General features: G+C 70.7%; 25 protein-coding genes and 1 riboswitch. Of the genes, 15 read left to right on the top strand and 10 right to left on the bottom strand.

Annotation, left to right across the window (positions count from 1 at the left end):
* Positions 1-24: 24 nt before the first annotated feature.
* Positions 25-133, bottom strand: a riboswitch (TPP riboswitch).
* Positions 109-675: a protein-L-isoaspartate O-methyltransferase family protein gene (locus tag ACT3SQ_RS02915; RefSeq protein ID WP_444600809.1), complete on the bottom strand. Its 567-nt coding sequence runs from the start codon at positions 673-675 to the stop codon at positions 109-111. (Overlaps the previous riboswitch by 25 nt.)
* Before the next feature lie 7 nt (positions 676-682).
* Positions 683-1,408, bottom strand: a complete 726-nt coding sequence (locus ACT3SQ_RS02910; RefSeq protein WP_444600808.1) for an MBL fold metallo-hydrolase — start codon at positions 1,406-1,408, stop codon at positions 683-685.
* Positions 1,409-1,573: 165 nt separating this feature from the next.
* On the opposite strand from ACT3SQ_RS02910, the gene ACT3SQ_RS02905 reads away from it, so the two are divergent.
* From ACT3SQ_RS02905 to purQ, 6 genes are all read left to right on the top strand, one after another.
* A complete protein-coding gene (locus ACT3SQ_RS02905) occupies positions 1,574-2,461 on the top strand; it encodes an ABC transporter ATP-binding protein (protein WP_441444930.1) in 888 nt (295 codons plus the stop codon).
* Positions 2,458-3,336, top strand: a complete 879-nt coding sequence (locus ACT3SQ_RS02900) for an ABC transporter permease (RefSeq protein WP_441444929.1) — start codon at positions 2,458-2,460, stop codon at positions 3,334-3,336. Before ACT3SQ_RS02905 ends, ACT3SQ_RS02900 begins: the two co-directional genes overlap by 4 nt.
* Positions 3,323-4,594: a sensor histidine kinase gene (locus tag ACT3SQ_RS02895; RefSeq protein ID WP_444592083.1), complete on the top strand. Its 1,272-nt coding sequence runs from the start codon at positions 3,323-3,325 to the stop codon at positions 4,592-4,594. The genes ACT3SQ_RS02900 and ACT3SQ_RS02895 overlap by 14 nt, the downstream gene beginning before the upstream one ends.
* Positions 4,584-5,225, top strand: coding sequence for a response regulator transcription factor (locus tag ACT3SQ_RS02890; protein WP_345077126.1), 642 nt, complete (start codon positions 4,584-4,586; stop codon positions 5,223-5,225). The genes ACT3SQ_RS02895 and ACT3SQ_RS02890 overlap by 11 nt, the downstream gene beginning before the upstream one ends.
* A gap of 181 nt (positions 5,226-5,406) precedes the next feature.
* Positions 5,407-5,676, top strand: coding sequence for a phosphoribosylformylglycinamidine synthase subunit PurS (gene purS / locus ACT3SQ_RS02885; protein WP_345077123.1), 270 nt, complete (start codon positions 5,407-5,409; stop codon positions 5,674-5,676).
* Positions 5,676-6,401, top strand: coding sequence for a phosphoribosylformylglycinamidine synthase subunit PurQ (purQ, locus tag ACT3SQ_RS02880; RefSeq protein WP_444600807.1), 726 nt, complete (start codon positions 5,676-5,678; stop codon positions 6,399-6,401). The genes purS and purQ overlap by 1 nt, the downstream gene beginning before the upstream one ends.
* Before the next feature lie 166 nt (positions 6,402-6,567).
* Here purQ and ACT3SQ_RS02875 read toward each other — a convergent pair whose 3' ends face one another.
* A complete protein-coding gene (locus ACT3SQ_RS02875; RefSeq protein ID WP_345077117.1) occupies positions 6,568-7,836 on the bottom strand; it encodes a class I SAM-dependent methyltransferase in 1,269 nt (422 codons plus the stop codon).
* A 5-nt stretch (positions 7,837-7,841) separates the two neighbouring features.
* The gene (locus ACT3SQ_RS02870; RefSeq protein WP_442332280.1) at positions 7,842-8,972 is read right to left on the bottom strand and encodes a pirin family protein; all 1,131 of its coding nucleotides are present in this window, start codon (positions 8,970-8,972) and stop codon (positions 7,842-7,844) included.
* A gap of 99 nt (positions 8,973-9,071) precedes the next feature.
* Between ACT3SQ_RS02870 and ACT3SQ_RS02865 the strand changes: the two genes are divergently transcribed.
* A complete protein-coding gene (locus ACT3SQ_RS02865; RefSeq protein ID WP_442332279.1) occupies positions 9,072-10,184 on the top strand; it encodes a serine hydrolase domain-containing protein in 1,113 nt (370 codons plus the stop codon).
* Between the two features lie 126 nt (positions 10,185-10,310).
* Here the strand turns inward: ACT3SQ_RS02865 and ACT3SQ_RS02860 are convergent, their stop codons facing one another.
* Positions 10,311-11,120, bottom strand: coding sequence for a MerR family transcriptional regulator (locus ACT3SQ_RS02860; RefSeq protein WP_442332278.1), 810 nt, complete (start codon positions 11,118-11,120; stop codon positions 10,311-10,313).
* Positions 11,121-11,154: 34 nt separating this feature from the next.
* Positions 11,155-11,550 (bottom strand): MmcQ/YjbR family DNA-binding protein, encoded by a 396-nt coding sequence (locus ACT3SQ_RS02855; RefSeq protein ID WP_442332277.1) that lies wholly within the window; start codon positions 11,548-11,550, stop codon positions 11,155-11,157.
* A gap of 255 nt (positions 11,551-11,805) precedes the next feature.
* Between ACT3SQ_RS02855 and ACT3SQ_RS02850 the strand changes: the two genes are divergently transcribed.
* From ACT3SQ_RS02850 to ACT3SQ_RS02820, 7 genes are all read left to right on the top strand, one after another.
* The gene (locus ACT3SQ_RS02850; protein ID WP_444600806.1) at positions 11,806-13,335 is read left to right on the top strand and encodes a recombinase family protein; all 1,530 of its coding nucleotides are present in this window, start codon (positions 11,806-11,808) and stop codon (positions 13,333-13,335) included.
* 314 nt (positions 13,336-13,649) lie between these two features.
* Complete coding sequence (locus ACT3SQ_RS02845; RefSeq protein ID WP_444600805.1) at positions 13,650-13,922, top strand: helix-turn-helix domain-containing protein; 273 nt, start codon at positions 13,650-13,652, stop codon at positions 13,920-13,922.
* Complete coding sequence (locus ACT3SQ_RS02840; RefSeq protein ID WP_444600804.1) at positions 13,919-14,191, top strand: hypothetical protein; 273 nt, start codon at positions 13,919-13,921, stop codon at positions 14,189-14,191. The genes ACT3SQ_RS02845 and ACT3SQ_RS02840 overlap by 4 nt, the downstream gene beginning before the upstream one ends.
* Entirely contained in the window at positions 14,188-15,384 is a 1,197-nt protein-coding gene (locus ACT3SQ_RS02835; RefSeq protein ID WP_444600803.1) for an AAA family ATPase, read from the top strand. Before ACT3SQ_RS02840 ends, ACT3SQ_RS02835 begins: the two co-directional genes overlap by 4 nt.
* Before the next feature lie 540 nt (positions 15,385-15,924).
* Positions 15,925-16,269, top strand: coding sequence for a hypothetical protein (locus ACT3SQ_RS02830; RefSeq protein ID WP_444600802.1), 345 nt, complete (start codon positions 15,925-15,927; stop codon positions 16,267-16,269).
* 50 nt (positions 16,270-16,319) lie between these two features.
* Positions 16,320-17,264 carry a hypothetical protein gene (locus ACT3SQ_RS02825; protein WP_444600801.1) on the top strand — a complete coding sequence of 315 codons (945 nt, stop codon included), beginning with the start codon at positions 16,320-16,322 and terminating at the stop codon, positions 17,262-17,264.
* A gap of 158 nt (positions 17,265-17,422) precedes the next feature.
* Complete coding sequence (locus tag ACT3SQ_RS02820; protein WP_444600800.1) at positions 17,423-18,004, top strand: DUF4145 domain-containing protein; 582 nt, start codon at positions 17,423-17,425, stop codon at positions 18,002-18,004.
* A 12-nt stretch (positions 18,005-18,016) separates the two neighbouring features.
* Here the strand turns inward: ACT3SQ_RS02820 and ACT3SQ_RS02815 are convergent, their stop codons facing one another.
* The gene (locus ACT3SQ_RS02815) at positions 18,017-18,541 is read right to left on the bottom strand and encodes a hypothetical protein (protein ID WP_444600799.1); all 525 of its coding nucleotides are present in this window, start codon (positions 18,539-18,541) and stop codon (positions 18,017-18,019) included.
* 47 nt (positions 18,542-18,588) lie between these two features.
* Between ACT3SQ_RS02815 and ACT3SQ_RS02810 the strand changes: the two genes are divergently transcribed.
* Complete coding sequence (locus ACT3SQ_RS02810) at positions 18,589-19,563, top strand: nucleoside hydrolase (protein WP_444600823.1); 975 nt, start codon at positions 18,589-18,591, stop codon at positions 19,561-19,563.
* Between the two features lie 179 nt (positions 19,564-19,742).
* On the opposite strand, the gene ACT3SQ_RS02805 is transcribed toward ACT3SQ_RS02810, so the two are convergent.
* From ACT3SQ_RS02805 to ACT3SQ_RS02795, 3 genes are all read right to left on the bottom strand, one after another.
* Positions 19,743-20,789, bottom strand: a complete 1,047-nt coding sequence (locus tag ACT3SQ_RS02805; protein WP_444600798.1) for a MaoC family dehydratase — start codon at positions 20,787-20,789, stop codon at positions 19,743-19,745.
* On the bottom strand, positions 20,786-22,126 hold the full coding sequence (locus tag ACT3SQ_RS02800) for a 3-oxoacyl-ACP reductase (RefSeq protein WP_441444706.1): 1,341 nt from the start codon (positions 22,124-22,126) through the stop codon (positions 20,786-20,788). Before ACT3SQ_RS02800 ends, ACT3SQ_RS02805 begins: the two co-directional genes overlap by 4 nt.
* Positions 22,127-22,214: 88 nt before the next feature.
* Entirely contained in the window at positions 22,215-23,537 is a 1,323-nt protein-coding gene (locus tag ACT3SQ_RS02795; RefSeq protein ID WP_441444705.1) for an acetyl-CoA C-acetyltransferase, read from the bottom strand.
* Between the last annotated feature and the right edge of the window lie 15 nt (positions 23,538-23,552).

Here is a 23,552-nt window from a genome sequence, read left to right as displayed (position 1 = left end):
CACGAGGGCACGGACGCGCAGCGACGATCGCCTGGCGGAGCTTCCTGCGCCGGCATGATCCGGATCAGGTTCTACGGTCGGAGTTCGAGAACTCCCTCTCAGCCCGGCCTACCGGACTCCCGTGCACGGAAGCACCGTACCCCGATCCGGCGTCCCTGGAGCGCGGCGGTCCACGAACCAGTGGCTGGACCGGGCGGCGGCGGAGACCAGGATCCGGTCGAAAGGTCCGTCCGCCGGCGCCCCCAGCACCCCGGGGAGGGCTTCGTGGATCTCCGCGCGGCCGTCCTCGCGGCCGACGGTCCCGGCGAGCGCGGCACGGGCAGGTGCCAGCAGGCTCACCTGCCGCTCCACACCCACCACGCTCCCGGAGGGTCCGACGAGGTGGGCGAGCAGCGCCGTGGTCCAGCCGGAACCGGCACCGACGTCGAGCACGTGCTGCCCCTCACGCACATCGAGCAGGCGGAGCATGTCCAGCACCGTGCTGGGTTGGGAGTTGGTCTGGCCCACTCCGATCGGCAGCGGGGAATCCACGCCGGCACGGTCCCGCAGCTCCGGGGGCAGGAAGTGCTCCCGGGGCACCGCATGCATCGCGCGGGAGGCACCGTCGCCGGTCCCTGCTCGGTCCGCGGGGTCCCGCCGGTCCTCGGACCGGTTCCTGTTCCTTTCGGCGCTCATGGCGCGTTCAGCTCCCGGGGAGCTCGATGACCCCGTCGACCGGCCAGTCACGCACCTCCGTGCCCTCGGGAGCGAGGGCAGTGGCCTGGCGCCGATAGATCGGTCGGCCCACGTCGCTCGCAATCGCCTCATGCACGGGCAGGGCCAGCGTCGGGCCGACGGCGCGGAGGAAGTCGACGGTCTCGGACACTTTCGACCAGGGGGCGACGACGGCGAAGGCGAGCACGTCGATGCCGTGGAACTCCGGCAGCGGCTCGAGGGAATCTCCGGTCACGCCGAGCCGGGGGCCGTCCCCCGCGGAGATCACGAGACCCGAATTGCCGACCCGCGGAATGTCCGGGTGGATGATCGCGTGCCGGCCGCCGACAGCCTCGATCCGCAACGAGCCGTGGCCCGGGACCGCGGCAAGCACGTGCGCGTCCCCGGCGGCGAGCGGACGCAGCTGCTCGGGGCGCACCGCAGCGGCGCCGTCGACCGCCTCCCGCAGCTGCTGCGCGGTCTCGGGCTCCGCGATCACCTCGGCGGTGGTCGCCAGGCGAAGCACCTCGTCCAGCAGGGTGCGGTCCACGTGATCGGGGTGCTGATGGGTCAGGAGCACGGCGTCGATCCCTGTCAGCACCGCGGCGCCGAGGCCGCGCACGGCCTCGCCGCTGAAGCCGCCGGGATCGATCAGCAGTCGACGCCCGCCGGTCTCCACCAGCAAGCACGAGTGGACGAGGTGGCGGATCTTCATCGGTTCCTCCTGGGAATGGGTGCGACGGTCCCTCGAACCTATCGCCGCCGGCACCGTCTGCACAGGGGGCGGCCCCCCGGCGCGTGCTCGCCTCCACCGATCGGTGGAGGCGATCGTGGCTACTCGGTGGTACCGACTGCATCGCCGCGCTCCCAGACTCGAGCCATGACCAGCACACGGACCGCCCCGACCCCGGCACCCGCCGCAGACCCTCCGCCCGCCCTCGCCGTCTCCCACCTCGTGAAGTCCTACAGCGGCCGCCGCGTCGTCGACGATGTGTCATTCCGTGTCACCCGGGGCACGATCTTCGGGCTGCTCGGCCCCAACGGCGCCGGTAAGACCACCACCCTCGAGATGTGCACGGGGCTGCGACACCGCGAGTCCGGCACGATCGACCTGCTGGGCCTGGACCCGACGGCGCTCGGCAGCCGGGACCGCAACCGGGTGGGGATCGTCGCCCAGAGCGGCAGCGAGCGCGCCTCGCTCACGGTGCGGGAGATGGTCTCCCAGTACGCGGCCTACTGCGAGGACCCGTGGGACGTCCCCGAGCTGCTCGAGGCGACCGGCCTCGCGGAGAAGGCCGGCGCTCGCATCGCGAGCCTCTCCGGCGGGCAGCGCCGACGCCTCGACGTGGCCACCGGGATCGTCTCCCGGCCGGAGCTGCTGTTCCTCGACGAGCCCACCACCGGCTTCGACCCGGCCGCGCGGCGCGAGTTCTGGGAGCTGATCCGGGAGCTGCGCAGGCTCGGCACCACCATCGTCCTGACCAGCCACTACCTCGATGAGGTCGAGTTCCTGGCCGACCGCGCCGCCGTGCTGCGTGCCGGGCGGATCGTTGCCGAGGGCACCGTCGCCGAGATCCGTCGGGCCCACGGCACCAGCTCCACGGTCACCTGGACCGGCCCCGACGGGCCGCAGGCGCGCGTGGTCGAGGACCCCGATCCGCTGCTGCGCGAGCTGCTGGCCGCCCATCCCTCCCTGCCCGATCTCGAGGTGCGCCGCCCGTCCCTCGAGGAGATCTACCTCGGCCTCGTCTCGGAGGGACCCCGATGAGCGCCACCACCGCTCCCACCCTGCATCCTGCCGCCCCGACGTCGGCCGCCTCCCGCCGCGCCCCCTCCCTGCTGCGCGCCGTCGGCGTGCGCACCCGCGTCGAGCTGCTGCAGTTCTACCGCGAGCCGCTCCAGGTGATCTTCGGCTTCGCCTTCCCGATCGTGCTGTTCGCGATCTTCGCGACGATCTTCGACCAGGCCTGGACGCTGCAGGACGGCACCGAGGTCGCGGCCTCCACCTACTACCTCGCCGGGATGATCGCCGCGGCGGTGATGACCTCGGGCTTCCAGTCCACCGCGGAGATCATCGCGACCGAGCGCGATGACCGCACCCTGCGGCGCCTCGTGGTGAGCCCCATGCCTCGCAGCGCCTACCTGATCTCCAAGGTGGTTCTCGTGGCCCTCAACACCACCCTGCAAACAGCCCTGCTGCTGGTCGTCGCGCGATTCGCCTTCGACGTGCCGATGCCCCACCAGATGTTCACCTTCGCCTGGGTGCTGCTGCTGGGCACGGCCGCGACCACCGCCGCCGGGGTCGCCTTCGCCTCGGCGCTGCCCTCGGGCCGGGCCGCGATCGCCGCCTCCGCCCCCATCACGGTGGTGCTCAGCTTCTTCTCCGGCAGCTACATCCCGATGTCGGAGCTGCCCACCTGGCTGCAGAACCTGGGTTACGTCTTCCCCCAGGCATGGATCGCGCGCGGTCTGCGCCTCTCGCTGCTCCCGGAGGAGTTCGGGGAGCAGATCGAGATCGCCCCCTTCGGCCTGGACGACCTGTCGATCCCGGTGCTCGCGGCACTAGTGTTGAGCTCATGGCTGATCGTCATGCTGGTGCTGGCGAGGACCACGTTCCGGTGGAGTCCTCGTGACGCAGGCTGAGCGTCGCACGCTGATCGCCGGCGGGAACCTCTGCACCCTGGACGGCGTGCCGCGGAGCTGGGCCACCAACTGGCCCCTCCACCTGATCGTCGCCGGGACCGCGCTGCTGGGACTGGTGATCTCCCCCGGGCCGCTCACGGCCCTGCTGGTCTCGTTCTGGCTCGCCGCCTACGCCGCCACGCACTGGGCGGTAGTGCTGCGCAGCCTGCCCGGTGCCGGCGTGGTGGGCACGATCGTGCTCGGCGGGATCGCCGTGGCCCTGTTGGGGGTCTCGAACGTGGGCCTGCACCTCTTCGCCGCGTTCATGCTGATGTGGGTGCTGCATTCCACCTACCGCGCGGGGCTGGCCGCGACGCTGCTGCTCGCGGGCGGGGTCGTCCTGGTGCGGTTGCCGCGGGGGCTCGAGAGCGGCTCGGCCGGGGTGGCGGTGGCGCTCGCGACCGGGCTGGGCAGCGCCCTGTTCTCCGTGCTGATGGCGACCTGGATCTGGCAGATCGAGACCCTCTCCCACGAACGCCGGGAGCTGGCCGAGAAGCTCGCCGACTCCGTGCGGAGCCTGGAGCGGACCCGCTCCGCGCTGCTCGTCCTCGAGCATCAGCGCGGGGTCGACGAGGAGGCGGGCCGGCTCGCCGCCGAGATCCACGACACCCTCGCCCAGTCCTTCACCTCGATCACGATGCTCTCCCAGGCCGCCCGGCACACCAGCGGCTCCGACGGTCCTGACGGGGTGGGCGGGACCGACAGCACTCCCGTGCCGCTGCTGGCCCAGATCGAGGAGATCTCCCGGGAGGGCCTCGCCGAGTCCCGCGCGCTGATCGCCCGCACCCAGGCGCCCCTCGACCTCGGTGCGGCCCTGGACCGTCTGGCCGCGGACCTCGAGCAGCGCACCGGCGTACGCACCACGGTGGACTCCTCCGGCTGGTCCTCGGTCGCGACCCGCACCGAGGTGGTGCTGCTGCGCTCCCTCCAGGAGGCGCTGCGCAACATCGAGCGGCATGCCGGCGCGGGCTCCGTGCGGATCCGCCTGACCCGCGAGGAGGGGGACGCGCTGCTCGAGGTCTCCGACGACGGCGCCGGCTTCGATGTGGACCTGCCCACCGCGGGCTACGGCCTGGTGGGGACGCGCTCCCGGCTCGAAGCCGAGGGCGGGGTGCTGCACCTGGTCTCCTCCCGCGGCGCGGGCACCACGCTGCGGGCCGTCCTGCCCGTCACCGCGACCACCCCGGAGGTGCCCGATGCCGAGCCCGATGCCGAGTGAATCCCTGCGCGTGGTCCTGGCCGATGACCACCCGATCTTCCGCTCCGGGGTGCGGGCCGTGCTCGAGTCCGCCGGGCACGAGGTGGTGGCCGAGGCCGGCACCGGCCAGGAGGCGGTCGACGCCGTCGAGCGCCTCCAGCGCGACGGCCGGGGCCCCGACGTGGTGCTCATGGACCTGCGGATGCCCGGCACCGACGGGGTCGAGGCCACGCGCCTGCTCAGCAGCTCCGCGTCTCCGGTCCCCGTGCTGGTCCTGACCACCTACGACACCGACGCACTGATCCTGCGAGCGATCGAGGCGGGAGCGACCGGCTACCTGCTCAAGGACACCCCTGCGCCGCAGCTGCTCGAGGCGGCGGCGAGCGCCGCGACCGGCCGCACCACCCTCGCCCCCGTCGCCACCGCCGCGATCGCCTCCTCGCTGCGCGCACCGCGGCCCGAGGCCCTCACCGCCCGTGAGCTCGACGTGCTGCGCCTGGTCGCGACCGGCAGGTCGAACGCGGAGATCGGACAGCGGCTCTCGATCGCGGCGTCGACGGTGAAGTCCCATCTGCTGCGGATCTTCACGAAGCTCGGGGTGGACGACCGGACGCGGGCCGTGACCCTGGCCCTCGAACGTGGCCTGCTCTGAACCGAGGCGACCGGGAGGTCGTTCCCACGGTGGGCAGGCCCCCGCCGATCGGCTCCGGCTCGGTACGATGTCCTCGTCGGGCCCGACCCGTCGGCCGACCCCGTGCCGACCGCTCACCCGCACTGCAGATCCACCCGCCCGGCCCGCCCCATCGCGGCCGTCGTCCCCCAGGAGAGTCCCCATGCCACGTGTCGTGGTCCACGTCATGCCGAAGCCGGAGATCCTCGACCCGCAGGGCAAGGCCGTCGCCGCCGCACTGCCGCGACTCGGTTTCGAGGGCATCGCCTCGGTGCGCCAGGGCAAGCGCTTCGAGCTCGAGGTCGAAGGTGAGATCACCGACCAGGTGCTCGCCTCCCTCCGCGAGGCCGCCACCACCCTGCTGTCCAACCCCGTCATCGAGGACGTCGTCTCGATCGACGTCGAGGACGAGGCCGACGGGGCGCAGGCCTGATGCGCATCGGTGTGGTGACCTTCCCGGGCACGCTGGATGACCGGGATGCGCTGCGCGCCGTGCGGATCGGAGGGGCCGAGCCGGTCGCTCTCTGGCACGGCGAGGACTCTCTCCAGGACGTCGAAGCGATCGTGCTCCCCGGCGGCTTCTCGTACGGCGACTACCTGCGCGCCGGCGCGATCAGCCGCTTCGCCCCGGTGATGGAGAAGGTCGCCGACGCCGCCAAGGGCGGGATGCCGGTGCTCGGCATCTGCAACGGCTTCCAGATCCTCTGCGAGACGCATCTGCTGCCCGGCGCGATGATCAAGAATGCGCACCGTGCGTTCCTCTGCCGCGACCAACCGCTGACGGTCGAGAACACGAGCACGGCCTGGACCTCCGGCTACGAGAAGGGCCAGGTCATCCGCATTCGGCTGAAGAACCAGGATGGCCAGTACGTCGCCGATGAGCGCACCCTCGCCGAGCTCGAGGACGAGGGCCGGATCGTGTTCCGCTACGCCGCTGGCGCCACCCACGGCCCGGCCGGTTTCGAGGCGAACCCCAACGGCTCCCGCCATGACATCGCCGGAATCACCAACGCCGCAGGCAACGTCGTGGGCCTGATGCCGCACCCTGAGCACGCGGTCGAGACCGGCTTCGGCCCGGACCAGCCCGGCGAGGGCACCCGCTCCGGCACCGACGGCCTGGCGATGTTCACCTCGGTGCTGCGCAGCATGGTGAGCTGACCAGCCCCGCCAGCGGTCCCAGCCCCGTGAGCGGGGCAAAGTGGGGGAAATAGCGCAGGCTATCGCCCTACTTTGCCCCGCTGACGGGGATTTTTAGTTGCGCCCAGGTGACGGGGCTTTTCACGTCGCTCCGCTGGAGTGGCGTCTCAGGGCGGGAGCGGACGGGTCAGCGGGTGGCGCTGAGCACGGTGAAGCGGCGGTCGCGGGCGCGCTGCTGCACGGCACCGACCCGGCGCTCCACCTCGGTGCGGTAGCGCAGGTAGGAGTTGTGCACGAACCACAGCTGACCGCCGGGGCGCAGCACGCGCGCGGCGGTGTCGAGCAGCCCCTGCACAAGGGTCGCGTCGACAGAGGTGCCGTCGTGGAAGGGCGGGTTCAGCAGCACCAGGTCCAGGCTCGCATCGGCGACTCGTGAGAGCGCGTCGTCCCAGCTCACCTCGACGCCGTCCCGTTCGAGGCCGCTTGCGGCGAGGGTCGCGCGGGCGGAGCTGACGGCGTCTGCGTCCGCGTCGCTGCCCAGCACGTTCGCCTCGGGCAGGGCCGCCGCGAGGTAGGCGGTCATGAGACCGTTGCCGCAGCCGAGGTCCGCGGCGGTGGTGAGCGGGGCGTCGGGTGCGGTGAGCTTCCCTGCGGCCAGGGCTCGGTCGAGGGTGTCCAGCAGCAGACGGCTGCCGGCGTCGGCCGAAGCTCCGCCGAAGACTGTGCCGATGCCGCGCAGCGCGATCGTGCGCTGCTGTCCGCGCACCGTGACCCGCGCGGAGCTCTCGGCCGCAGCCGGGGCCGCGGCGGACTCCCGCAGACCGGTCGCGATGAGGGCGCGTGACTTGCCGATGCCGCGGCTCGCACGAACCTCGGAGAAGACCGTCGCGAGCGCGTCGTTCTGAGCCCGGGTCATGTGCTTCACGCGGCCGCCCGCGATGATCTCCAGACCGTCCTGACCGCCGGACCGGACCGCCGCGGCGAGTCGCCGGGCGCGGTCCTCGAGGGCGTGGACGGCCTTGGGCAGCCGCATGAGCACCCGCAGGTGCCCCTCGACCTCCGCGGCCGCCTGCTCGAGCGGGATCGTCTCGGGGCCTGCAGGGACCCGCAGGCGACCGGCCTCGATCTGCGTGGCGAAGCGCTCTCGCAACGTCGCGGCGAGCGGGAGGGAGGAGGTCCAGCTGAGCACCACGGCATCCGGGTGCTCGGCGACGGAGGCGAGGGCGAACGCGGTGAGCTCGCCGGTCGCGTCGTCGACCACGACCAGGTCGCACGGGCAGCCGGCACCGAGCTCCTCGGCCGCGGCGATGATCACGCGGTCGGTCTGGTCCGGGCCCTGAGGCGCAGGCGCAACCGGAGGTGCGTCGACGGCTTCGTCAGCGAAGAGATCCCCCTCGAAGGGATCTGAGGCGAAGGGATCTGCGTCGGAGGGGTCTGCTGCGGGGTTCTGGGGCACGGGGTTCAGTCCTTCGGAATGCCGACGCGGCCGCGCGAGCGCAGCCGGCCGTTGGGGAGTGCGGGAGCGGGCAATGCCGCGGGGGTGTGCGGGGCGAAGGGGCCGAACTGCTCGGCATCGGCCGACAGGCCGCCCCACGAGCGGGCCTCCGGGTGGATCGGGGCCTCGGCGAGCGTACCCTCCGCACCGATCTCCGCCTGATAGCGGGCCCTGAACTCCACGATCTCCTCATGGCTGCGGCCCACGAAGTTCCACCACATGAGGATGTCCTCGCCGAGCGGTTCGCCGCCGAGCAGCATCGCGCGAAGGTCCTCCCCCTCCTCGGCCCGGATCTCGAGCACGGTGGCACCGTCGGGCAGCACCAGCAGCTCGCGTTCGGCGGCGCGGGCGCTCCGGTCCACGGTGTGCGGCACCTCGGCGGTGGGTGCCCCGTCGACGGCGGGTCGTGCGGCGCTGCCAGCTTCGGCGTCCGTGGTGGGTCCGACGGCGGTGAGCTGCGCGGCGCCGCGGTCCACGAGCAGGCCGTACTCGTGGCCGGGGTCCAGCGCGATGCGCAGGGTGCTGCCGGCGCGCAGATCGAGCTGGACCATGCTCAGCGGAGTGTCGGTCTCGGTCGCGCTGCGGTCCTCGAGCACGGTGCCGTCCTCGAGCTCGCCGCGGAAGCTCCCCAGGCCCACTCGGGCGCGGGCATCGTCGTTCCCGATCACAGGTGGGGTGGAGACCTCGAAGCGCTGCGCGCCGAAGCGGGTGCGGTCCGGGAGCGCGTACCAGAGCTGGACGCCGTGCAGGATCGTCGTGTCCAGGGCGGAGAACTCCGAGTGGGTGATGCCGGAGCCGGCGACCATCATGTCCACGTCCCCGGGGCGCACGAGGGCGTGGCTGCCGATCGAGTCGCGGTGGGTGATCGCGCCGTCGAACAGCCAGGACACGGTCGCGAGGCCGGTGTGCGGGTGGCGGGCGACCTGCATGCCCCCACCGGCGGAGACGTCGTCGGGCCCGAAGTGGTCCACGAAGCACCAGGCCCCGATGAGCGACGTCGCCCGGGCGGGCAGGGTACGGTGCACGGTCATCCCGCGGGGGCCGCCGAGCGGCACCTCGCGCGGTTCCAGCAGCACGAAATCCTCGAAGGCGCTCATGGAGTGAGTCTAGAGAAGCGTCGCGGTTCCGGGGCGGGCGGGGCCGGGACCGGGACCTCCACCCTTGCCCCGCCACAGCCGCCCTCCTAGCCTGAGCGCATGTCATCGCAGACCGTGCCGCCCCCGCTCGTGCTCCGCGCCGTGGAGGACGGCATCGTGCCCGGCGCCGTGGTCGCGGTGGGCCACGACCCCGATCCGGTCGCGATCGGCACCATGGCGGTGGGTGGTCCGGCGATGCCGACCGATGCGATCATGCGCATCCAGTCGATGACGAAGCTGGTCACGGCGGTGGCGGCGCTGCGCCTGGTGGACCAGGGCTCTCTCACGCTCGACGGGCCGGTGGCCCCCTGGCTGCCCGAGCTGGCCGCCCCGCAGGTGCTCACCACCCCCGACGGCCCGCTCAGCGGCACGGTGCCCGCCGCACGTCCGATCACCGTGCGCCACCTGCTGACGAACACCTCCGGGTACGGCATGATCCTCGCCGACTCCCCGCTGCAGCACGCGATGGCGGAGAACGGGACGGAGGCCGGGCTGCTGCCCTCGCCCCTCGGAGCCGACGCATGGCTCGCAGCACTGGCAGAGCTGCCGCTGGTCGGGCAGCCTGGCGAGATCTGGCGCTACCACCACTCCTTCTCGCTGCTCGGGATCCTGCTGGCCCGCCTCGCCGGCACCAGCGCCGGTGAGCACCTCGCCAGCTCCCTGTTCGAGCCGCTGGGGATGGTCGACACCGGTTACTCCGTACCCGTGTCGAAGCGCGAGAGGCTGCCCGCGCTGTGCTCCTGGTCCAGCGGCGAGCTGGTCGAGCTCGAGGAGCTCGGGGGCGGCCCCCACGTCGGCCCTCCATCCGAAGATGTGAGCCACGGCGAGCTGCTCTCGACAGCACCGGACTATCTGCGGTTCCTGCGTGCGCTCCGTGATGGCGAGCTGCTCTCCCCTGAGCTCCTCGCGATGCTGCGCAGCGACCAGGTGCCTCCTGCCGCGAAGCACTCCGACTCCTTCTTCCCCGGCTTCTGGGACCGCACCGGATGGGGGTTCGGGGTGGGTGTGACCACGGGCGACCCCCATCGAGGGCGCTGGGGCTGGTCCGGCGGGGCGGGAACGGACTTCTTCGTCGATCCCGACGGGAGGCTGGGCCTGCTCCTCACCCAGGTGGAGATGGGGCCGTGGATCGAGCCCCTGCTGGGGGCCTATGGGGCGGTGGAGACGCGCTGACCGCACCCTGATGTTCGTCGTCGAGTGAGGCGCCGAGGGAGGCGCCGAGGGAGGCGCCGAGGGAGGCGCCGAGGGAGGCGCCGAACTCTCGGCGCCTCCCTCGACAGGCTCGACACGGTCGGTGCGTCACTCCCAGGTGGCGGTCTCCGGGTCCACGCCCCGGGAACGGGCGTTCTCCTCGATCACGTGTCGCACCCACGCCGCGAGCCCGGCGGCCCGCTCGTCGTAGTGCGCGGCGAAGCGCGGGTCCTCGGTGTACATCCGGGCCAGCACGACCTGCATGGAGCGGGAGCAGTCGTAGTGCCGGTCGATCGAGTCGCGGTGGCGTTCGGCCAGCGCATTCGCTTCCTCGCTGCCCGCTGCCACACCCCGTCGCATAGCGTCGGCGAGCGCGGCTTCGGTCGCGTCGGTCTCGTCCTTGATCTCCTGCCACTGCGCGGCGTCCCAGCCGCGGGTGCGGGCGGCGGACTGCGCCCAGGCGTCGGACTCGCCCCAGCGCTCGCGGGCCTCGTCCTGGTAGGCGGGGTCCCAGTCGGTGCCGAAGATGCGGGCCTGCTCCTCGGGGCTGAGGGTGGTGGTGCTGTCGTCCATGTCGGTCCTCTCGATCATCTCGTCGACGGCGCGCGCCGTCTGCTCGAGCCGCTGGATCCGCTCCGCGAGGAGGGCCCGTTGGCGCTGGAGGTGCTCGCGCGGATCGACGGAGGGGTCATCGAGGATCTCTCCGATCTGCGCGAGCGCCAGACCGAGCTCGCGGTAGACGAGCACCCGGTGGATCCGGGCCACATCAGCGGGGTCGTACAGGCGATACCCCGACCAGCTGCGTCCGCGGGGGCGCACCAGGCCGATGCTGTCCCAATGGTGCAGGGTGCGCACGCTGACCCCGACGAGGCCGGCCACGCGGCCGACGGTGAGGTCCTCCTGCTGTGTCTCGGTCATGGGAACCACCTTCGGGCCTGACGTCGCGTGAGGGTCAAGTGCGGGCATCGAGCTGTGCGACGAGGCGCGCTCCTGCCACGGTGCGATAGGACTCCTCGATCAGCTCGGCGAGCTCGACGCGGTCGGTGCGCTCATCGAGGTCGATCCCCGACCACCCGGAGGGGCCGAGATAGGCGGGGACGAAGGCCCGTGGATCCTCCCTCAGTGCTGCGGTCTCCCCCGGTGGCAGATGCACCACGATGCTCTGGGGATGCTGCACCCACTGCCCGTCGACCTTGAGCGCACCGCCGTAGTAGCAGTGGACCTTCACGGTATGGAAGGCAGGACGACCGTGGCTGATCTTCTCGCGCGCCCCGGGCAGGGCCAAGGCGATCTCCCGCACCATCTCGAGCAGCGGGTCGTCGTCGTCGAACATCTGCAGATGCGCCATGCCGACATCTTCCCGCAGGTCCCCCACCCGAGGCCAGGGGGCGACGCCCTCGATGGTCGGCGCGTGCGGCGGCCCGCTCGTCCGGCGGTCCGACCCTCCAACGGTCCGCATCGCTCCGTCGATCCGACCTCCCGTCTTCCCTCGTTGCGCCGCGCGCGCAGTGCCGCGTCACCGCCGTAGGCTGGAGCAATGAGCGTTCCCCTGCTGGTCGACTGCGACCCCGGCATCGACGAGTTGAAACCCTAGAATTGACATATGAACCTCAGGCACGAAAGCACCTCTCTCCCAGCGGCGATCTACGTGCGCATCTCCTCCGACAAGACCAGCGAGAAGGCAGGCGTGAAGCGGCAGCGCACCGACTGCCAGCAGCTCGCGGACCGGCTCGGCTGGAAGGTCGTGGAGGTGTTCGAGGACAACGACATCTCGGCCCACTCGGGGAAGCCCCGGCCCGCGTACCGAGCGCTTCTCGACGCCGCCAAGCGCCGCGAGATCGGCGGGATCATCGCCTGGCACACCGACCGACTGCACCGCCGCACGGTCGAGCTGGAGGAGTTCATCCAGGTGGTCGAGGACCACGACGTGCAGGTGCAGACGGTCACCGCCGGGGACATCGACCTGACCACCGCCTCGGGCCGCATGTACGCCCGGACGCTGGGCAACCTCGCGCAGTACGAGGTGGACCACGCGAAGGAGCGCATGAAGCGCGCCAAGGGCGACGCCGCCGTGCAGGGCAGGTACCGAGGCGGACCGCGCCCGTACGGGTACGAGTCGGACGGGGTGACGGTGCGCGACACCGCCGAGGGAGTCGAGAGCGACGGCGTGACCCCTCGCCTGAGCGAGGCGCAAGTCATCCGCTGGGCGTCGGAGGCGATCATCGCGGGCCGCTCGCTGAGAGCTGTAGCAACCGAGCTGAACGAGCGCGGCTACCGCACGGCGGGGCGGCAGCGGAAGGACGGCACCTACGCCAGCGAACCGAAGCCGTGGAACTTCGGCTCGCTCAAGGACATGCTGGTGCGCCCTCGGAACGCTGGGCACGTGCACACCGGGCGAGCGGACAAGGGCCAGGCCGAGATCACGAAGGCCAGCGCCTTCGAGGGCGTCGTGACCGATGAGCAGTGGAGTGCCGTCTACGAGACGCTGACCTCACCCGCTCGCAGCAGGTTCTACGGCAACACGCCGCGCCACCTCGGGTCCGGCATCTACACCTGCGGACGCGACGGCTGCGGGGCGGTGCTTCGAGCGGCCCCGCTCGGGGGCACCCCGTCGCGCAAGCACGAGCGCACGTGGATCTACCGCTGCTCGGAGACGCCGCACCTGTCGGTGTCCCTCGCGCACAGTGACGAGCACGTGCGCCGGACGGTCGCAGACCTGATCCGAGACCCGCGAGTGGTCGCGTCGATGACGACGGACGACGACGCGGCGACCGCTGACCGGGCGCGGCGGGAATCGCTGACGCTGCGCCTGCGGAAGTTCGAGGACGACTACACCGACGGCGTGATCGACGGCGGGATGTACCAGCGCGCCACGGCGCGGGTTCGAGCGGAGCTCGCCGAGGTCGAGGAGCGCATGAGCTACCGGCTGAGGAAGTCGGTGAGCGCCGAAGTCCTCGGGGCCGAGGACCCCGGGGACGCCTTCCTCGCGGCTCCGATCGACGTGCAGCGCGCGATCGTGGCGACGGTGGTGAACGTGGAGGTTCAGCCCGCCGCCGCCCGAGGCGCCGCATGGACCTCGGATCGACTCGTGATCACGTCGGCTCCTGCCGACGACGAGACCTCAACGTCCTGAAAATGCATGTGCGGCGTTTTGCGGGACTTTCATGGCCCACATGGACCGCACCACCAGAACGGCATGAAAGTGCCGCAGAACGGCGCACAGGGACGTTTCGGGACGTTGTAGCAGGTGACGCGACACGGTAGAATTGCAGGAAGCATGAAGCTAGCGCTGGACCTGTCTCCGAAGACAGCTCCCGGAAGAACGTAGGCGTCAGGCGGTACGCGATCGAGCCACGGGCTCGGGGCCAGGAGACCGCAAACCGACCCAACGGGCCGTCACCAGTCCAACAGCGGGCATGCATGACTACGACTCCACAAGGAGCTGTCATGCCGCGACTGGCATCCATCGAGACCACAGCCCAGCACCTGGACTGTTCGACGCGCACCGTGCGCAACTACATCGCGAGGGGCTTCTTCCCCGCCTACAAGGTCCCCCGGCGCAGGGGCCTCCTCATCGACCTCGACGAGGTGGAGCGCGCCATGGCGCGCATCCCCACGAGCAAGGCCCGCCTCGCGTACGGGGACTACGGCCCGAACGCGAACATCAAGGCCCTCCCGCCGCAGCCCGAGGTCGTCACCAAGAGCGGTGACGAGCGATGAGCCTCACGCTCACCGACGACCAGGCACGCCGCGTCGGGGCGCTTCTCTCGACCGTCCCCCGGGCGCCGAAGAAGAAGACGCGCACCAAGCCCACCTGCGAGCGATGCGGGGACCCGCTGACCCGAGGGCAGAAGCGGTTCTGCACCCGGGCGTGCTTCAACCCGAGGCCCACGCCGCCATCGACGCCGTTCGAGGACGAGGCCCGAGCAGCGCTCGGCGTCTACCGGGACCACCTCGCGACCGCAGCGGGAACGGGGCAGAGCCGATGAAGATCGTCACCGACAACGGCGTGCAGGACTTCGAGGTGCTGGACCGCATCGAAGAACGACGGCTCGCCTCACCCGAGGTCCGCGAGCAGATGGACCGAGACGCCGGCGAAGGGCAGCTGCTCACCGATCAGGGAGAGCCACTGGACCCCGCCACCGAGAAGCGGGTGCGCACGCGACTGCTGGATCGGTACGGGCACATCCCACCCGCGCCCACATTCGCGGAGTACGGAAGAGCTGCAAGGGACACCCCCCGATGGCTCATCCCGGACTTGTGGCCGTGGGACACGATCCCGATGCTCTCGGGCAACCACAAGGCCGGGAAGACCACGGTGGTGGCCGACCTTGTGGCATCCCTCGTGGTGCCGGGCAGGAAGTTCCTGGACCGGTTCGGTCCCGCCGACTGGGGAGGCGAGGAACCCGACGTGTTCCTGATCAACGCCGAGACGCCCGAACAGGCCATGCTCGACGCGCTGTACACGGCGGGTGTCGAGGACGACTCGCACCTCGTGGTCAACGACCTGGAAGTGTCTGGCGGTGCTCACCGCTTCGACGTGACAGTCCCCGAGAACTACGACTTCTGGGGCGAGCGGTTGGTCTACTGCGTGAGTTGCGACGGCTCGGACGACAGCCCGCCTGGAGTCGTGATCGTGGACGGCATGACGGCGATCCTGGGCGGCTCCACGGACCGCTACGCCGAGTGGTACGCGGCGTTCCGAAGGCTCATGCGAGAGGTCGGCGTGCCGCACGCGCTGTGCACCGGTCACACCACAATGTCGGGCACGCACTCGATGGGCGGCGTCGAAGCTCTGGGAGGTCCCGATGGGCTGTGGACCTATGCGTCGATGGACCCCGACAACCCGACCTCGCGGCGCTACTTCCAGGTGCAGCCGAGACTGGGCGGTGCCGTGGTCCCGAGGACCGAGGTGCAGATGGTCGAGGGTCGCCTGACAGCTGCCGCAGAGTCGTCCTCCCCCGAGTCCACCCCTCACGAGGTGGAGACCATCGACAGGTGCGCAGAAGTGCTCCAGCGGCTCACGGACGCTGGCCCCGAGGGCTTGACCTCCAGTGAGCTGACGGGAGGCGGCGAGGAAGGCCAGAGCCGCCGGAAAGCACGCGACGAGCTGGCTCACGAGGGCCTGATCGTCTCCCGACGCGAGGGGAGGCGGACGCTGTGGAGCCTCCCCGAACAGTGAGTGTCGGTCGTCGTTGTCGGCTGTCGGAAGTCGGTCCTGTCGTAGTGGAGAGAGAGTGTCTCCGACACTCTCTCCCTACGACAACCGACAAACGACAAACAACGTCGTCGTCAGATTGTCGGTTGTCGTTGTCCCAGGAGAGAGTCTCCGACACTCTCCACTGGGACGACGAACAGCACCGGTCAACGAGCGACCGAGTGCCCGACGGGGCAGCCCCGCCTGGGGACATCAAAGCGGTCCGAGTGCTCACGCATGGCAACCCGCTTCTGGGTCGAATCCGTCATGCGCATGATCCGCGTCGCGGAGCGAGTCGCCTCGGCACGCATCATCCGACGGGTCTTCTCGTTCATCTCATCCACCTCTCACCATCCCCGGAAGGGGTCCACACCATGCCCGAGGAACAGCCGAATTCGTACGTAGTACGTAGGATGCCACGCCGTGACCCCGAAAGCGATCTGGAGCGTCGAGCGCGCTACCGCCGCGCCTTCAACGCGCTCATCAAGGCGGGCAAGCGCCGAGCCTCGAAGAAGGAGACCGCTCGTGGCTAACGCGAAGACGACCAAGCGCAACCGCTCGCGTCAGCGCCAGAGAGAGCGCGACCGAGAGAAGGCAGAGCTGGCCGAGAAGGGTCTCACTGCGGAGCAGAGAGAAGAGCTGGCCGCGATCGACGCCCGCCTCGGACTGACCCCGGACCGAAGCCCACGCAAGCGGCAGTACTTCGGGGGCAACTGCCTGGAGTGCGACCGGGCGCAGTGGCACTTCGACGCCCGACCTCGTGTGCCGATGTGCGACACGTGCGCCGCGAAGCGGGAGGGGCGGAAGCGCCGCGATCGGCTGGACCGGATCGCCCTCGATCAGTGGAAGCAGGAGAGGAAGGCGCGATGAGCAGCACCGAGCACAGAGCATCCCAGATCACCAACCGGAACAGGACGACCATGAGCACCACGACCACCCTCGCCTGCTACTCGTGCGGAGCGCAGGCCAACACCCACCGCCGACCGTTGAACTTCTCCTCGATGTGGATCGAAGGCCAGAACCCTGCCCTCGCCGCATCAGCCCGCGCGAAGCCGCGCACCATCCAGCTGGGCGAGTGCACCGAGTGCGGGGAGAGGCACGCCCTGGCCCGCTACCTCGTGACGGGCAAGCGCGACGGTCGCGACGCCACCGTGACGACGGACCGCCTCGGAGCAGCGCTCGACGGGCTGGCGATCCTCGGGAAGCCGATGCCGAAGCTCGGGGACGGCATCGGGTCACTGCTGCGGCACATGTCCACGCCGGGCTCCCTGGCCCGCTGGGCGATGCGCTACGCACCGACGTGGACGAAGGGCGCGACAAAGGACGAGATGAACCCGAGCGCGTGGGCGCACGTGTCCGAGGAGCAGATGAAGGACCTGAGGGAGGGCTACGCGTCGGTGCTCGCCGAGCGCGTGGCGGCGACTTCTCCCCCGACCGGAGTCGAGCCCCCGGCGGTCGGAGAGGGTAAGGGCCGCACGGTGGAGGGCGCGTGCCTGTTCTGCGGCACGACCGCAGTCGAGGTGAACGCGCAGAGCATCGTGGCGAGCGGTGGCCTCGGGACGATGCGGGACCGGGTGTGGAGGCCGGTGAGCGCAACCACCGGTGCGCTGGGCTCCAAGCACGCCTCGGAGAAGTTGCGAGGGCACCTCTGCCCGTCGTGCACGGAAAGCGTGGAGGCGGTGGGCGCCGTCGGCACGAAGGCGATGGAGCGGGCCTTCATGCGTCACCTGAAGGCGAGCGGGCGCGGAGACGATCTGCCACCTCTCGGGCCGGGTGAGCACCTGTCGGGCATCGTCGCGTGGGCGGTGACGGAGCGGCGTCGGAACGGCGTGCCGTGGGACCACCTGAGCCTGCCTCGGAAGTAATCTGGAGGCAGTGCTACAGCACGGCGTGGCGGAGCGGGTCGGTCCTCGGATCGGCCCGTTTCGTCGTCTGGGCTCCGCCTGTGGTACCCACCGCATACGATCCGAGCATGGTGGCGAGAATCTGCTGGAGCTGCGGCGTACACGCTCAGATGCATGGGATGCAGCAGGCATCCCCGATGAAGAACCCGTGGCACAACTGGGCGATCCCGATGCAGTGCATGCACTGCGGCGACATCAACGTCGCGCATGCGAAGTCGGACTTGAAGGAGACCGGCTTCGCCTACGAGGAGTTCATGGAGGACGGGTGGTCCCGAGCCACCTGGTACCCCAAGCGGCTCGACGCTCCGGACTTCCGGTTCACACCAGCGGCGATCAGCGCGCCCGCTCACGAGGCCTACGTGGCGAGGAGCAATGGCGCCAATCGAGCCGCGATCCTCATGGCACGTGCCGTGCTGGAGGCGATCTGCAAGGACCACGGCATCACCTCGGGGCTGCTCTTCCACAAGATCGACGCCCTGGAGTCGGAAGGGCACATCACGAAGTCGTTGCAGCGGGCGGCGCACGCGGTGCGGGACCTCGGGAACGACATGGCGCACGGCGACTTCGTGAAGACGGACCCGACGGCGGAGCAGGCGCTGCAGGTGCTCGCGATCATGTGGCAGTTCATCGAGCAGCTGTACGAGCAGCCCGCTCAGACGCGGCGCCTCCTGGGCGAGGACGAGGCCAGCTCAGAGACCTGACCCCGGCCCTGATCACAGACGTTCGAGGAGTCGCAGGTCGCGCAGTGCACGATCCACGTCGTCCGATGCCGAAGGTGCCGAGAGCGCTACGTGCAGGGAGCCTGTGTCGATGTTCTGCGGACCGGAACGGAACGCGGCGCCGACGTGAGCGACGAACGCCGAATTCCCCGAGTCGTCCTTCATGAGCCGGACACGATCGACGACCCACTGCCCGAAGATGCGACGGAGGACTCGAAGCGTCACCCGCTTCCGCACCCACCCGAGCTGCTGTGCGGCACGAACGAACCTCCACGCCGTCGAGAGATCATCGGCATCGAACACGTCAAGCGATCTCGGCCCGACGTGGTTGCGGGCGTCCTGGTGATTGAGGAGCTGGAGCTGCAGTTCGCGTGCCTTCTCGACGATTTCTCGGCGGGCAAGCTCGCGCTCCTCCGCTCGCATCTGGATCACCTTGGTCTGGGAGGCGATGCCGAGTCCGATGGAGGCGCTGATGCCGGTGCTGATGAGCGCCGAGACGGTGACGGTGGACCAGTCCATGGGCCTGAGAGTAATGGTCCAGAGTGAAAAAGTGAACTTTGTGACAGATATGTCAAATCGTAGGTATCGACGATGCGATCGCCCTGGCCTACCTCGCGAGCCGTCCCGACGTCGAGGCGGTGGGCCTGGTCTCCACCGGCGGCAACGTCGACGTCCACGCGGTCCATCGCAACAACCTGGCCCTCGCCGAGCTGCTCGGGACCACCGCCCCCATCGCGCGGGGTGCGGAGCGGCCGCTGGTGCAGGAGCCGATGTACGCCGACGACACCCATGGCCCCGGCGGGCTCGGTCATGCAGTCCTCCCTCCCACGACTCGTAGGGAGGATCCGCGCAGCGGCGCGCAGCTGTGGGTCGATGTCGCGCGCGCATATCCCGGGGAGCTGGTCGGCCTGGTGCTCGGACCGCACACCAACCTCGCCCTCGCACTGGAGATCGAGCCGGAGCTGCCACGGCTCCTCAAGCGCCTGCACATCATGGGCGGGGCGATCAATCATCGCGGCAACACCGGACCCACGAGCGAGTGGAACATCGCCGTGGATCCGGAGGCCGCCCAGCGCGTCCTCGCCGCGTTCTCCGCCGCGCCGCACCGTCCGGTGCTGGGGTCGCTCGAGGCGACGGAAAGCGTCCGCTTCACGCAGCGCGAGCTGGATCGCTTCGGCGAGCTCGCCGAGCGCACCGGCCATCCAGTGGCGCAGATCCTGGTCGACGCGCTGCGCTTCTACTTCGAGTTCCACGAGGCCGACGGACTCGGCTGGTCCGCGCATGTGCACGACCCGCTGGTCACCGCGCATGCGGTCACCGGCGGCTTCGCCTCCACCCGCGCGCTCGCCGTGGACGTGGAGCTCACAGGCACCCTGACCCGCGGTCAGACGGTGGGCGATGTGCTGGGTCGCTGGGGCCGGGAGCCGAACGTCGACGTGCTCACCGAGGTGCGGCCCGCGGAGTTCATCGACCACCTGCTGGAGACGCTGCAGACCGGACTGGACCGGACCGTCCGACCAGACCATCCCGTCGGCGGCTGACCACGACGGGGCATCTCACCCCATCCTCGCCGGGGGCGACTCACCCACGTCGAGAACGACCTTCGGAACAACATCTCGCGAGGAAGGTGTGCCAAAGGTCGTTCTCGATGCTGTGGGGTGGGATCTCGGTGCCGTCAGGTGGCTCCGGGTCCTCTCTCGCGACTCAGCAGCTCAGGGGCTCACCGGCCCAGCGTGGTCACCTGGACCTCGAAGCAGCGCCGGGGGCCCTTGTCCCCGCGCCCGGCGCGCCAGCCCACGCAGCGGGTGGTTCCCGCGTCGCGGTCGTCCTCGAAGGCGACGAGCACTGTGCCGGGCAGGGTGACAGGGGCGTCGAAGCTGACGTCCCAGCGCAGGGGACGGGAGAGGTCCACGCGCGCCTCGGTGAAGGCGCGGGAGGCGGTGTACATCCCGTGCGCGATCGCTCTCGGGAATCCGAAGGCCTTCGCACTGAGGGCCGACATATGGATCGGATTCACGTCGCCCGAGACCGCCGCATAGCGCCGACCGGCATCGGCCGACAAGGACCAGCGGCCGGTCGGCGTCGGCGCCTCGAAGGCACGACGCGCGGCGCGACCGCCGTCGGTCGAGGACGTGTCGCGCGCCGCCTGGACGGTGGACGGCGACTGCTCGGCAGACGCCGTCAGCGCAGGGGACGCCGCGCCGCCCTTGGTCAGGTAGGTCGACACATCGGTGGCGATGATCTCCCCGTCCTCGCCGAGGATCGTGGAGACCGCCTCGAAGGTGCGCCCCTTGCGGTGCGGGCGCAGGTCCCGCACCCGGCATTCGACATCCACCAGCTCCCCCACCCGCACCGGGCGGTGCTGGAGGACCTGGTTGCGCAGGTGGACCAGGCCCAGCAGGGGGAAGGGGAAGTCCCGCCGTGCCATCAGGGCGAGGGAGACCGGGAAGGCGAGCACGTGCAGCACGCCCGGGTGGACCAGGTCCGTGGCGGGCCCACCCATCAGGTGGTCGAAGTCGCGGGCCCGCTCGGCATCGATCCGCACGGAGCGCACCCGGTAGGCGGTGCTCGGGAGCACCGGTTCACCACGGGTGCGGCCACCACGGGTGCGGCCACCGCGAGGGTCGAGCGCGGCGGCATAGACGGCGGGGAAGGAGGGGATGTCGGTGAGGTCCTTCATCCGCTCGGGCATCGACTCGGAACCGCCCTGCTGAGAGGGATCCTGCTGCGAGGAGCCGGGGTGCGAGGAGCTCTGCACGGCGCTCACTTCCCGACCATGTTCTGGCCGCACACCCGCAGCGTCTCACCGCGGATCCCGCCGGCCTCATCGGAGGAGAGAAAGGAGATCGTCTCGGCGACGTCGATGGGCAGCCCGCCCTGCTGGAGCGAGTTGACCCGGCGGGCGACCTCGCGGGTGAGGGCCGGCATCCGGGCGGTCATCTCGGTCTCGATGAATCCGGGGGCGACAGCGTTGGCGGTGCCGCCCAGCGGCTCGAGTTTTCCGGCGAGCGCGTCGACGAAGGCGATCACGCCTGCCTTCGAGGCGGCGTAGTTCGTCTGGCCGCGGTTCCCGGCGATGCCGCTGGTCGAGGCCAGGGACACCACCCGGGGCTGCTCGCCGAGCACGTCACCCGCCTCGATCAGCGCCTCGGTGAGGGTGATCTGGCTGGTGATGTTGACCGCGAGGACGGGGTCCCAGCGGTCGGCGGTCATGTTGGCCAGCAGCTTGTCGCGGGTGATGCCGGCGTTGAGGACGATCACATCGAGGGTCAGTCCCCGCTCGCGGAGGACGCCGACCAGCCGCTCCCCCGCGCCCACGGAGGCGACGTCGAGCTGGATCGGCACTGCACGCAGCTCGTTGGCGAGCCGTGCCAGCTCGGTGCCCGCACCCGGGACATCGAGGACCACGAGCTTCGCACCGTCCGCGGCGAGCGTGCGCGCGATCGCCGCGCCGATGCCGCGGGCGGCGCCGGTGACCAGAGCGGTGCGCCCGGCCAGCGGCAGCGTGTCGTCCTCGGTGCGGCTGCCGGCATCGGTGGAGACGGTGAGCAGCTGCCCGGTGACGAAGGCGCTGCGGGCGGAGAGGAAGAAGCGCAGCGCCCCGATCACGCCGGGAGCGTCAAGCTTCACACCGTCTTCGACAAGGACGCCGTTGGCGGTCGCCCCGCCGCGCATCTCGTGGGCGAGGGAGCGCAGGAAGCCCTCGACCCCACCGCGCGCGGCATCCTGTGCCGGATCCTCGCCGCGCGCGGGACGGGACAGGGTGATCACGCGGGCACCGGGGGAAAGGCTGCGCATGGCACTGCCCAGCGGGAGCACCAGCGGGCCGAGATCGGACGGGGAGGTGATCTCGTCGGCCACCACGATCACGGAGCCGATCTTCCGCAGCTCCTCGAAGCGGCGGCGCACGTCGGCGCCCCACTGCAGGAGCAGGCGCGCGATCTCGTCGGCTCCTGCGGAGTCTCCCAGCACCACGACCGGGTCGAGCACGGGTCCGGGCCGGTCCGCGCGGCGCGGAAGCTTCGAGGGGCGTGGCAGACCCAGCTGCTTGGCGAGGGCACCACCGGGGGCGGAGCGGATGAAGCGGGTATAGGCATCGGTCATGGGGACCTCCGGTTCAGAACTGCGGGCACGGGGCTGCGGATCGGGGCGTGAAGGGCTCAGCCGATCAAGGGCTCAGCCGGTGACGGGATCAGTCGGTGACGGACTCGAGCAGCACGACGGTGCCCTGGCCGGCAGCGGCGCACACCGAGATCAGCCCGCGCTGGACGCGGCCGGTCTCCTTGGCCCGCTCGTGCAGGAGCTTGGCGAGGGTCGCGACGAGACGCCCGCCGGTGGCCGCGAAGGGGTGGCCCACCGCGAGCGAGGAGCCCGCGACGTTGAGCTTGGCGCGGTCAATGCTTCCCAGTGCTCCGCCTCGGCCCAGCCGCTCGCGGCAGAACTCCTCGGACTCCCAGGCCTTCAGAGTGCTCAGCACGGTCGAGGCGAAGGCCTCGTGGATCTCGTAGAAGTCAAGATCCTGGAGGGAGAGGTGGTTCGCGTCCAGCAGCTCCGGCACGGCGTAGGCGGGGGCCATCAGCAGGCCCTCGTCTCCGTGCACGTAGTCGACGGCGGCGCTGCGGGCGTCGACCACCCGTGCGAGCGGCGTGAGACCGCGCTCGGCGGCCCATTCGGCGCTGCCCATCAGCACCGAGGATGCGCCGTCGGAGAGCGGTGTCGAGTTACCGGCGGTCATGCTCGGCTCGGCGACCTGCGGGGACTTCACGCCGAAGACGGGCTTGAGGGAGCCGAGCTTCTCGAGCGAGGAGTCGGGGCGCAGGTTCTGGTCGCGTGAGAGCCCGCGGTAGCCGGTGATCAGATCGTCGAAGAATCCGGCGTCGTAGGCGGCGGCGAGATGCTGGTGGGAGGCGAGTGCGAGCTCGTCCTGGTCCTGGCGGGTGATGCCCCACTGGGCGGCGGTGAGCGCCTGGTGCTCCCCCATGGACAGCCCGGTGCGGGGCTCGCCGTTGCGGGGTGGGACCGGGGCGAGATCGGCGGGGCGGATCGCGCTGAAGGCCTTGACGCGCTGCATCGCGGTCTTCGCGGCGAAGGCGCGATGGAGGATGCGGCGCAGGCGAGGGGTGACCTCGATCGGGGAGTCCGAGGCGGAGTCGACGCCGCAGGCGATGCCCGAGTCGATCTGGCCCAGCTGGATCCGGTTGGACACGTGGATCACGGTCTCGAGGCTGGTGGCGCAGGCCTTGGACATGTCGATCGCCGGGGTGCGCGGGTCCAGGGGTGTGCCCAGGGCGCTCTCGCGGGTGAGGTTGAGGTCACCGGCCAGCTTGAGCACAGCGCCGCCGGCGATCTCGCCGAGCTTCTCACCCTGCAGCCCGAAGCGAGCCACGAGGCCGTCGAGCGCCGCGGTGAGCAGGTCCTGGTTGGAGATGCCGGCGTAGGGGCCGCCGGAACGGGCGAAGGGGATCCTGTTACCGCCGAGGATCAGGGCGTCGCGCGGGGAGTCGTGCTGGGTCACTGGGTGCACCTCTTC

The organism is Brachybacterium sp. AOP42-C2-15, from assembly GCF_052377065.1.
Lineage (GTDB): Bacteria > Actinomycetota > Actinomycetes > Actinomycetales > Dermabacteraceae > Brachybacterium.
This window is presented reverse-complemented; position numbering and strand designations above follow the sequence as displayed.

Coding starts and splice junctions, on each gene's coding strand:
- ACT3SQ_RS02915 (WP_444600809.1), bottom strand. CDS start 675: ATGAGCGCCGAAAGGAACAGGAACCGGTCCGAGGACCGGCGGGACCCC.
- ACT3SQ_RS02910 (WP_444600808.1), bottom strand. CDS start 1,408: ATGAAGATCCGCCACCTCGTCCACTCGTGCTTGCTGGTGGAGACCGGC.
- ACT3SQ_RS02905 (WP_441444930.1), top strand. CDS start 1,574: ATGACCAGCACACGGACCGCCCCGACCCCGGCACCCGCCGCAGACCCT.
- ACT3SQ_RS02900 (WP_441444929.1), top strand. CDS start 2,458: ATGAGCGCCACCACCGCTCCCACCCTGCATCCTGCCGCCCCGACGTCG.
- ACT3SQ_RS02890 (WP_345077126.1), top strand. CDS start 4,584: ATGCCGAGTGAATCCCTGCGCGTGGTCCTGGCCGATGACCACCCGATC.
- purS (WP_345077123.1), top strand. CDS start 5,407: ATGCCACGTGTCGTGGTCCACGTCATGCCGAAGCCGGAGATCCTCGAC.
- purQ (WP_444600807.1), top strand. CDS start 5,676: ATGCGCATCGGTGTGGTGACCTTCCCGGGCACGCTGGATGACCGGGAT.
- ACT3SQ_RS02870 (WP_442332280.1), bottom strand. CDS start 8,972: ATGAGCGCCTTCGAGGATTTCGTGCTGCTGGAACCGCGCGAGGTGCCG.
- ACT3SQ_RS02865 (WP_442332279.1), top strand. CDS start 9,072: ATGTCATCGCAGACCGTGCCGCCCCCGCTCGTGCTCCGCGCCGTGGAG.
- ACT3SQ_RS02860 (WP_442332278.1), bottom strand. CDS start 11,120: ATGACCGAGACACAGCAGGAGGACCTCACCGTCGGCCGCGTGGCCGGC.
- ACT3SQ_RS02855 (WP_442332277.1), bottom strand. CDS start 11,550: ATGGCGCATCTGCAGATGTTCGACGACGACGACCCGCTGCTCGAGATG.
- ACT3SQ_RS02850 (WP_444600806.1), top strand. CDS start 11,806: ATGAACCTCAGGCACGAAAGCACCTCTCTCCCAGCGGCGATCTACGTG.
- ACT3SQ_RS02845 (WP_444600805.1), top strand. CDS start 13,650: ATGCCGCGACTGGCATCCATCGAGACCACAGCCCAGCACCTGGACTGT.
- ACT3SQ_RS02840 (WP_444600804.1), top strand. CDS start 13,919: ATGAGCCTCACGCTCACCGACGACCAGGCACGCCGCGTCGGGGCGCTT.
- ACT3SQ_RS02835 (WP_444600803.1), top strand. CDS start 14,188: ATGAAGATCGTCACCGACAACGGCGTGCAGGACTTCGAGGTGCTGGAC.
- ACT3SQ_RS02825 (WP_444600801.1), top strand. CDS start 16,320: ATGAGCACCACGACCACCCTCGCCTGCTACTCGTGCGGAGCGCAGGCC.
- ACT3SQ_RS02820 (WP_444600800.1), top strand. CDS start 17,423: ATGCAGCAGGCATCCCCGATGAAGAACCCGTGGCACAACTGGGCGATC.
- ACT3SQ_RS02815 (WP_444600799.1), bottom strand. CDS start 18,541: ATGGACTGGTCCACCGTCACCGTCTCGGCGCTCATCAGCACCGGCATC.
- ACT3SQ_RS02800 (WP_441444706.1), bottom strand. CDS start 22,126: ATGACCGATGCCTATACCCGCTTCATCCGCTCCGCCCCCGGTGGTGCC.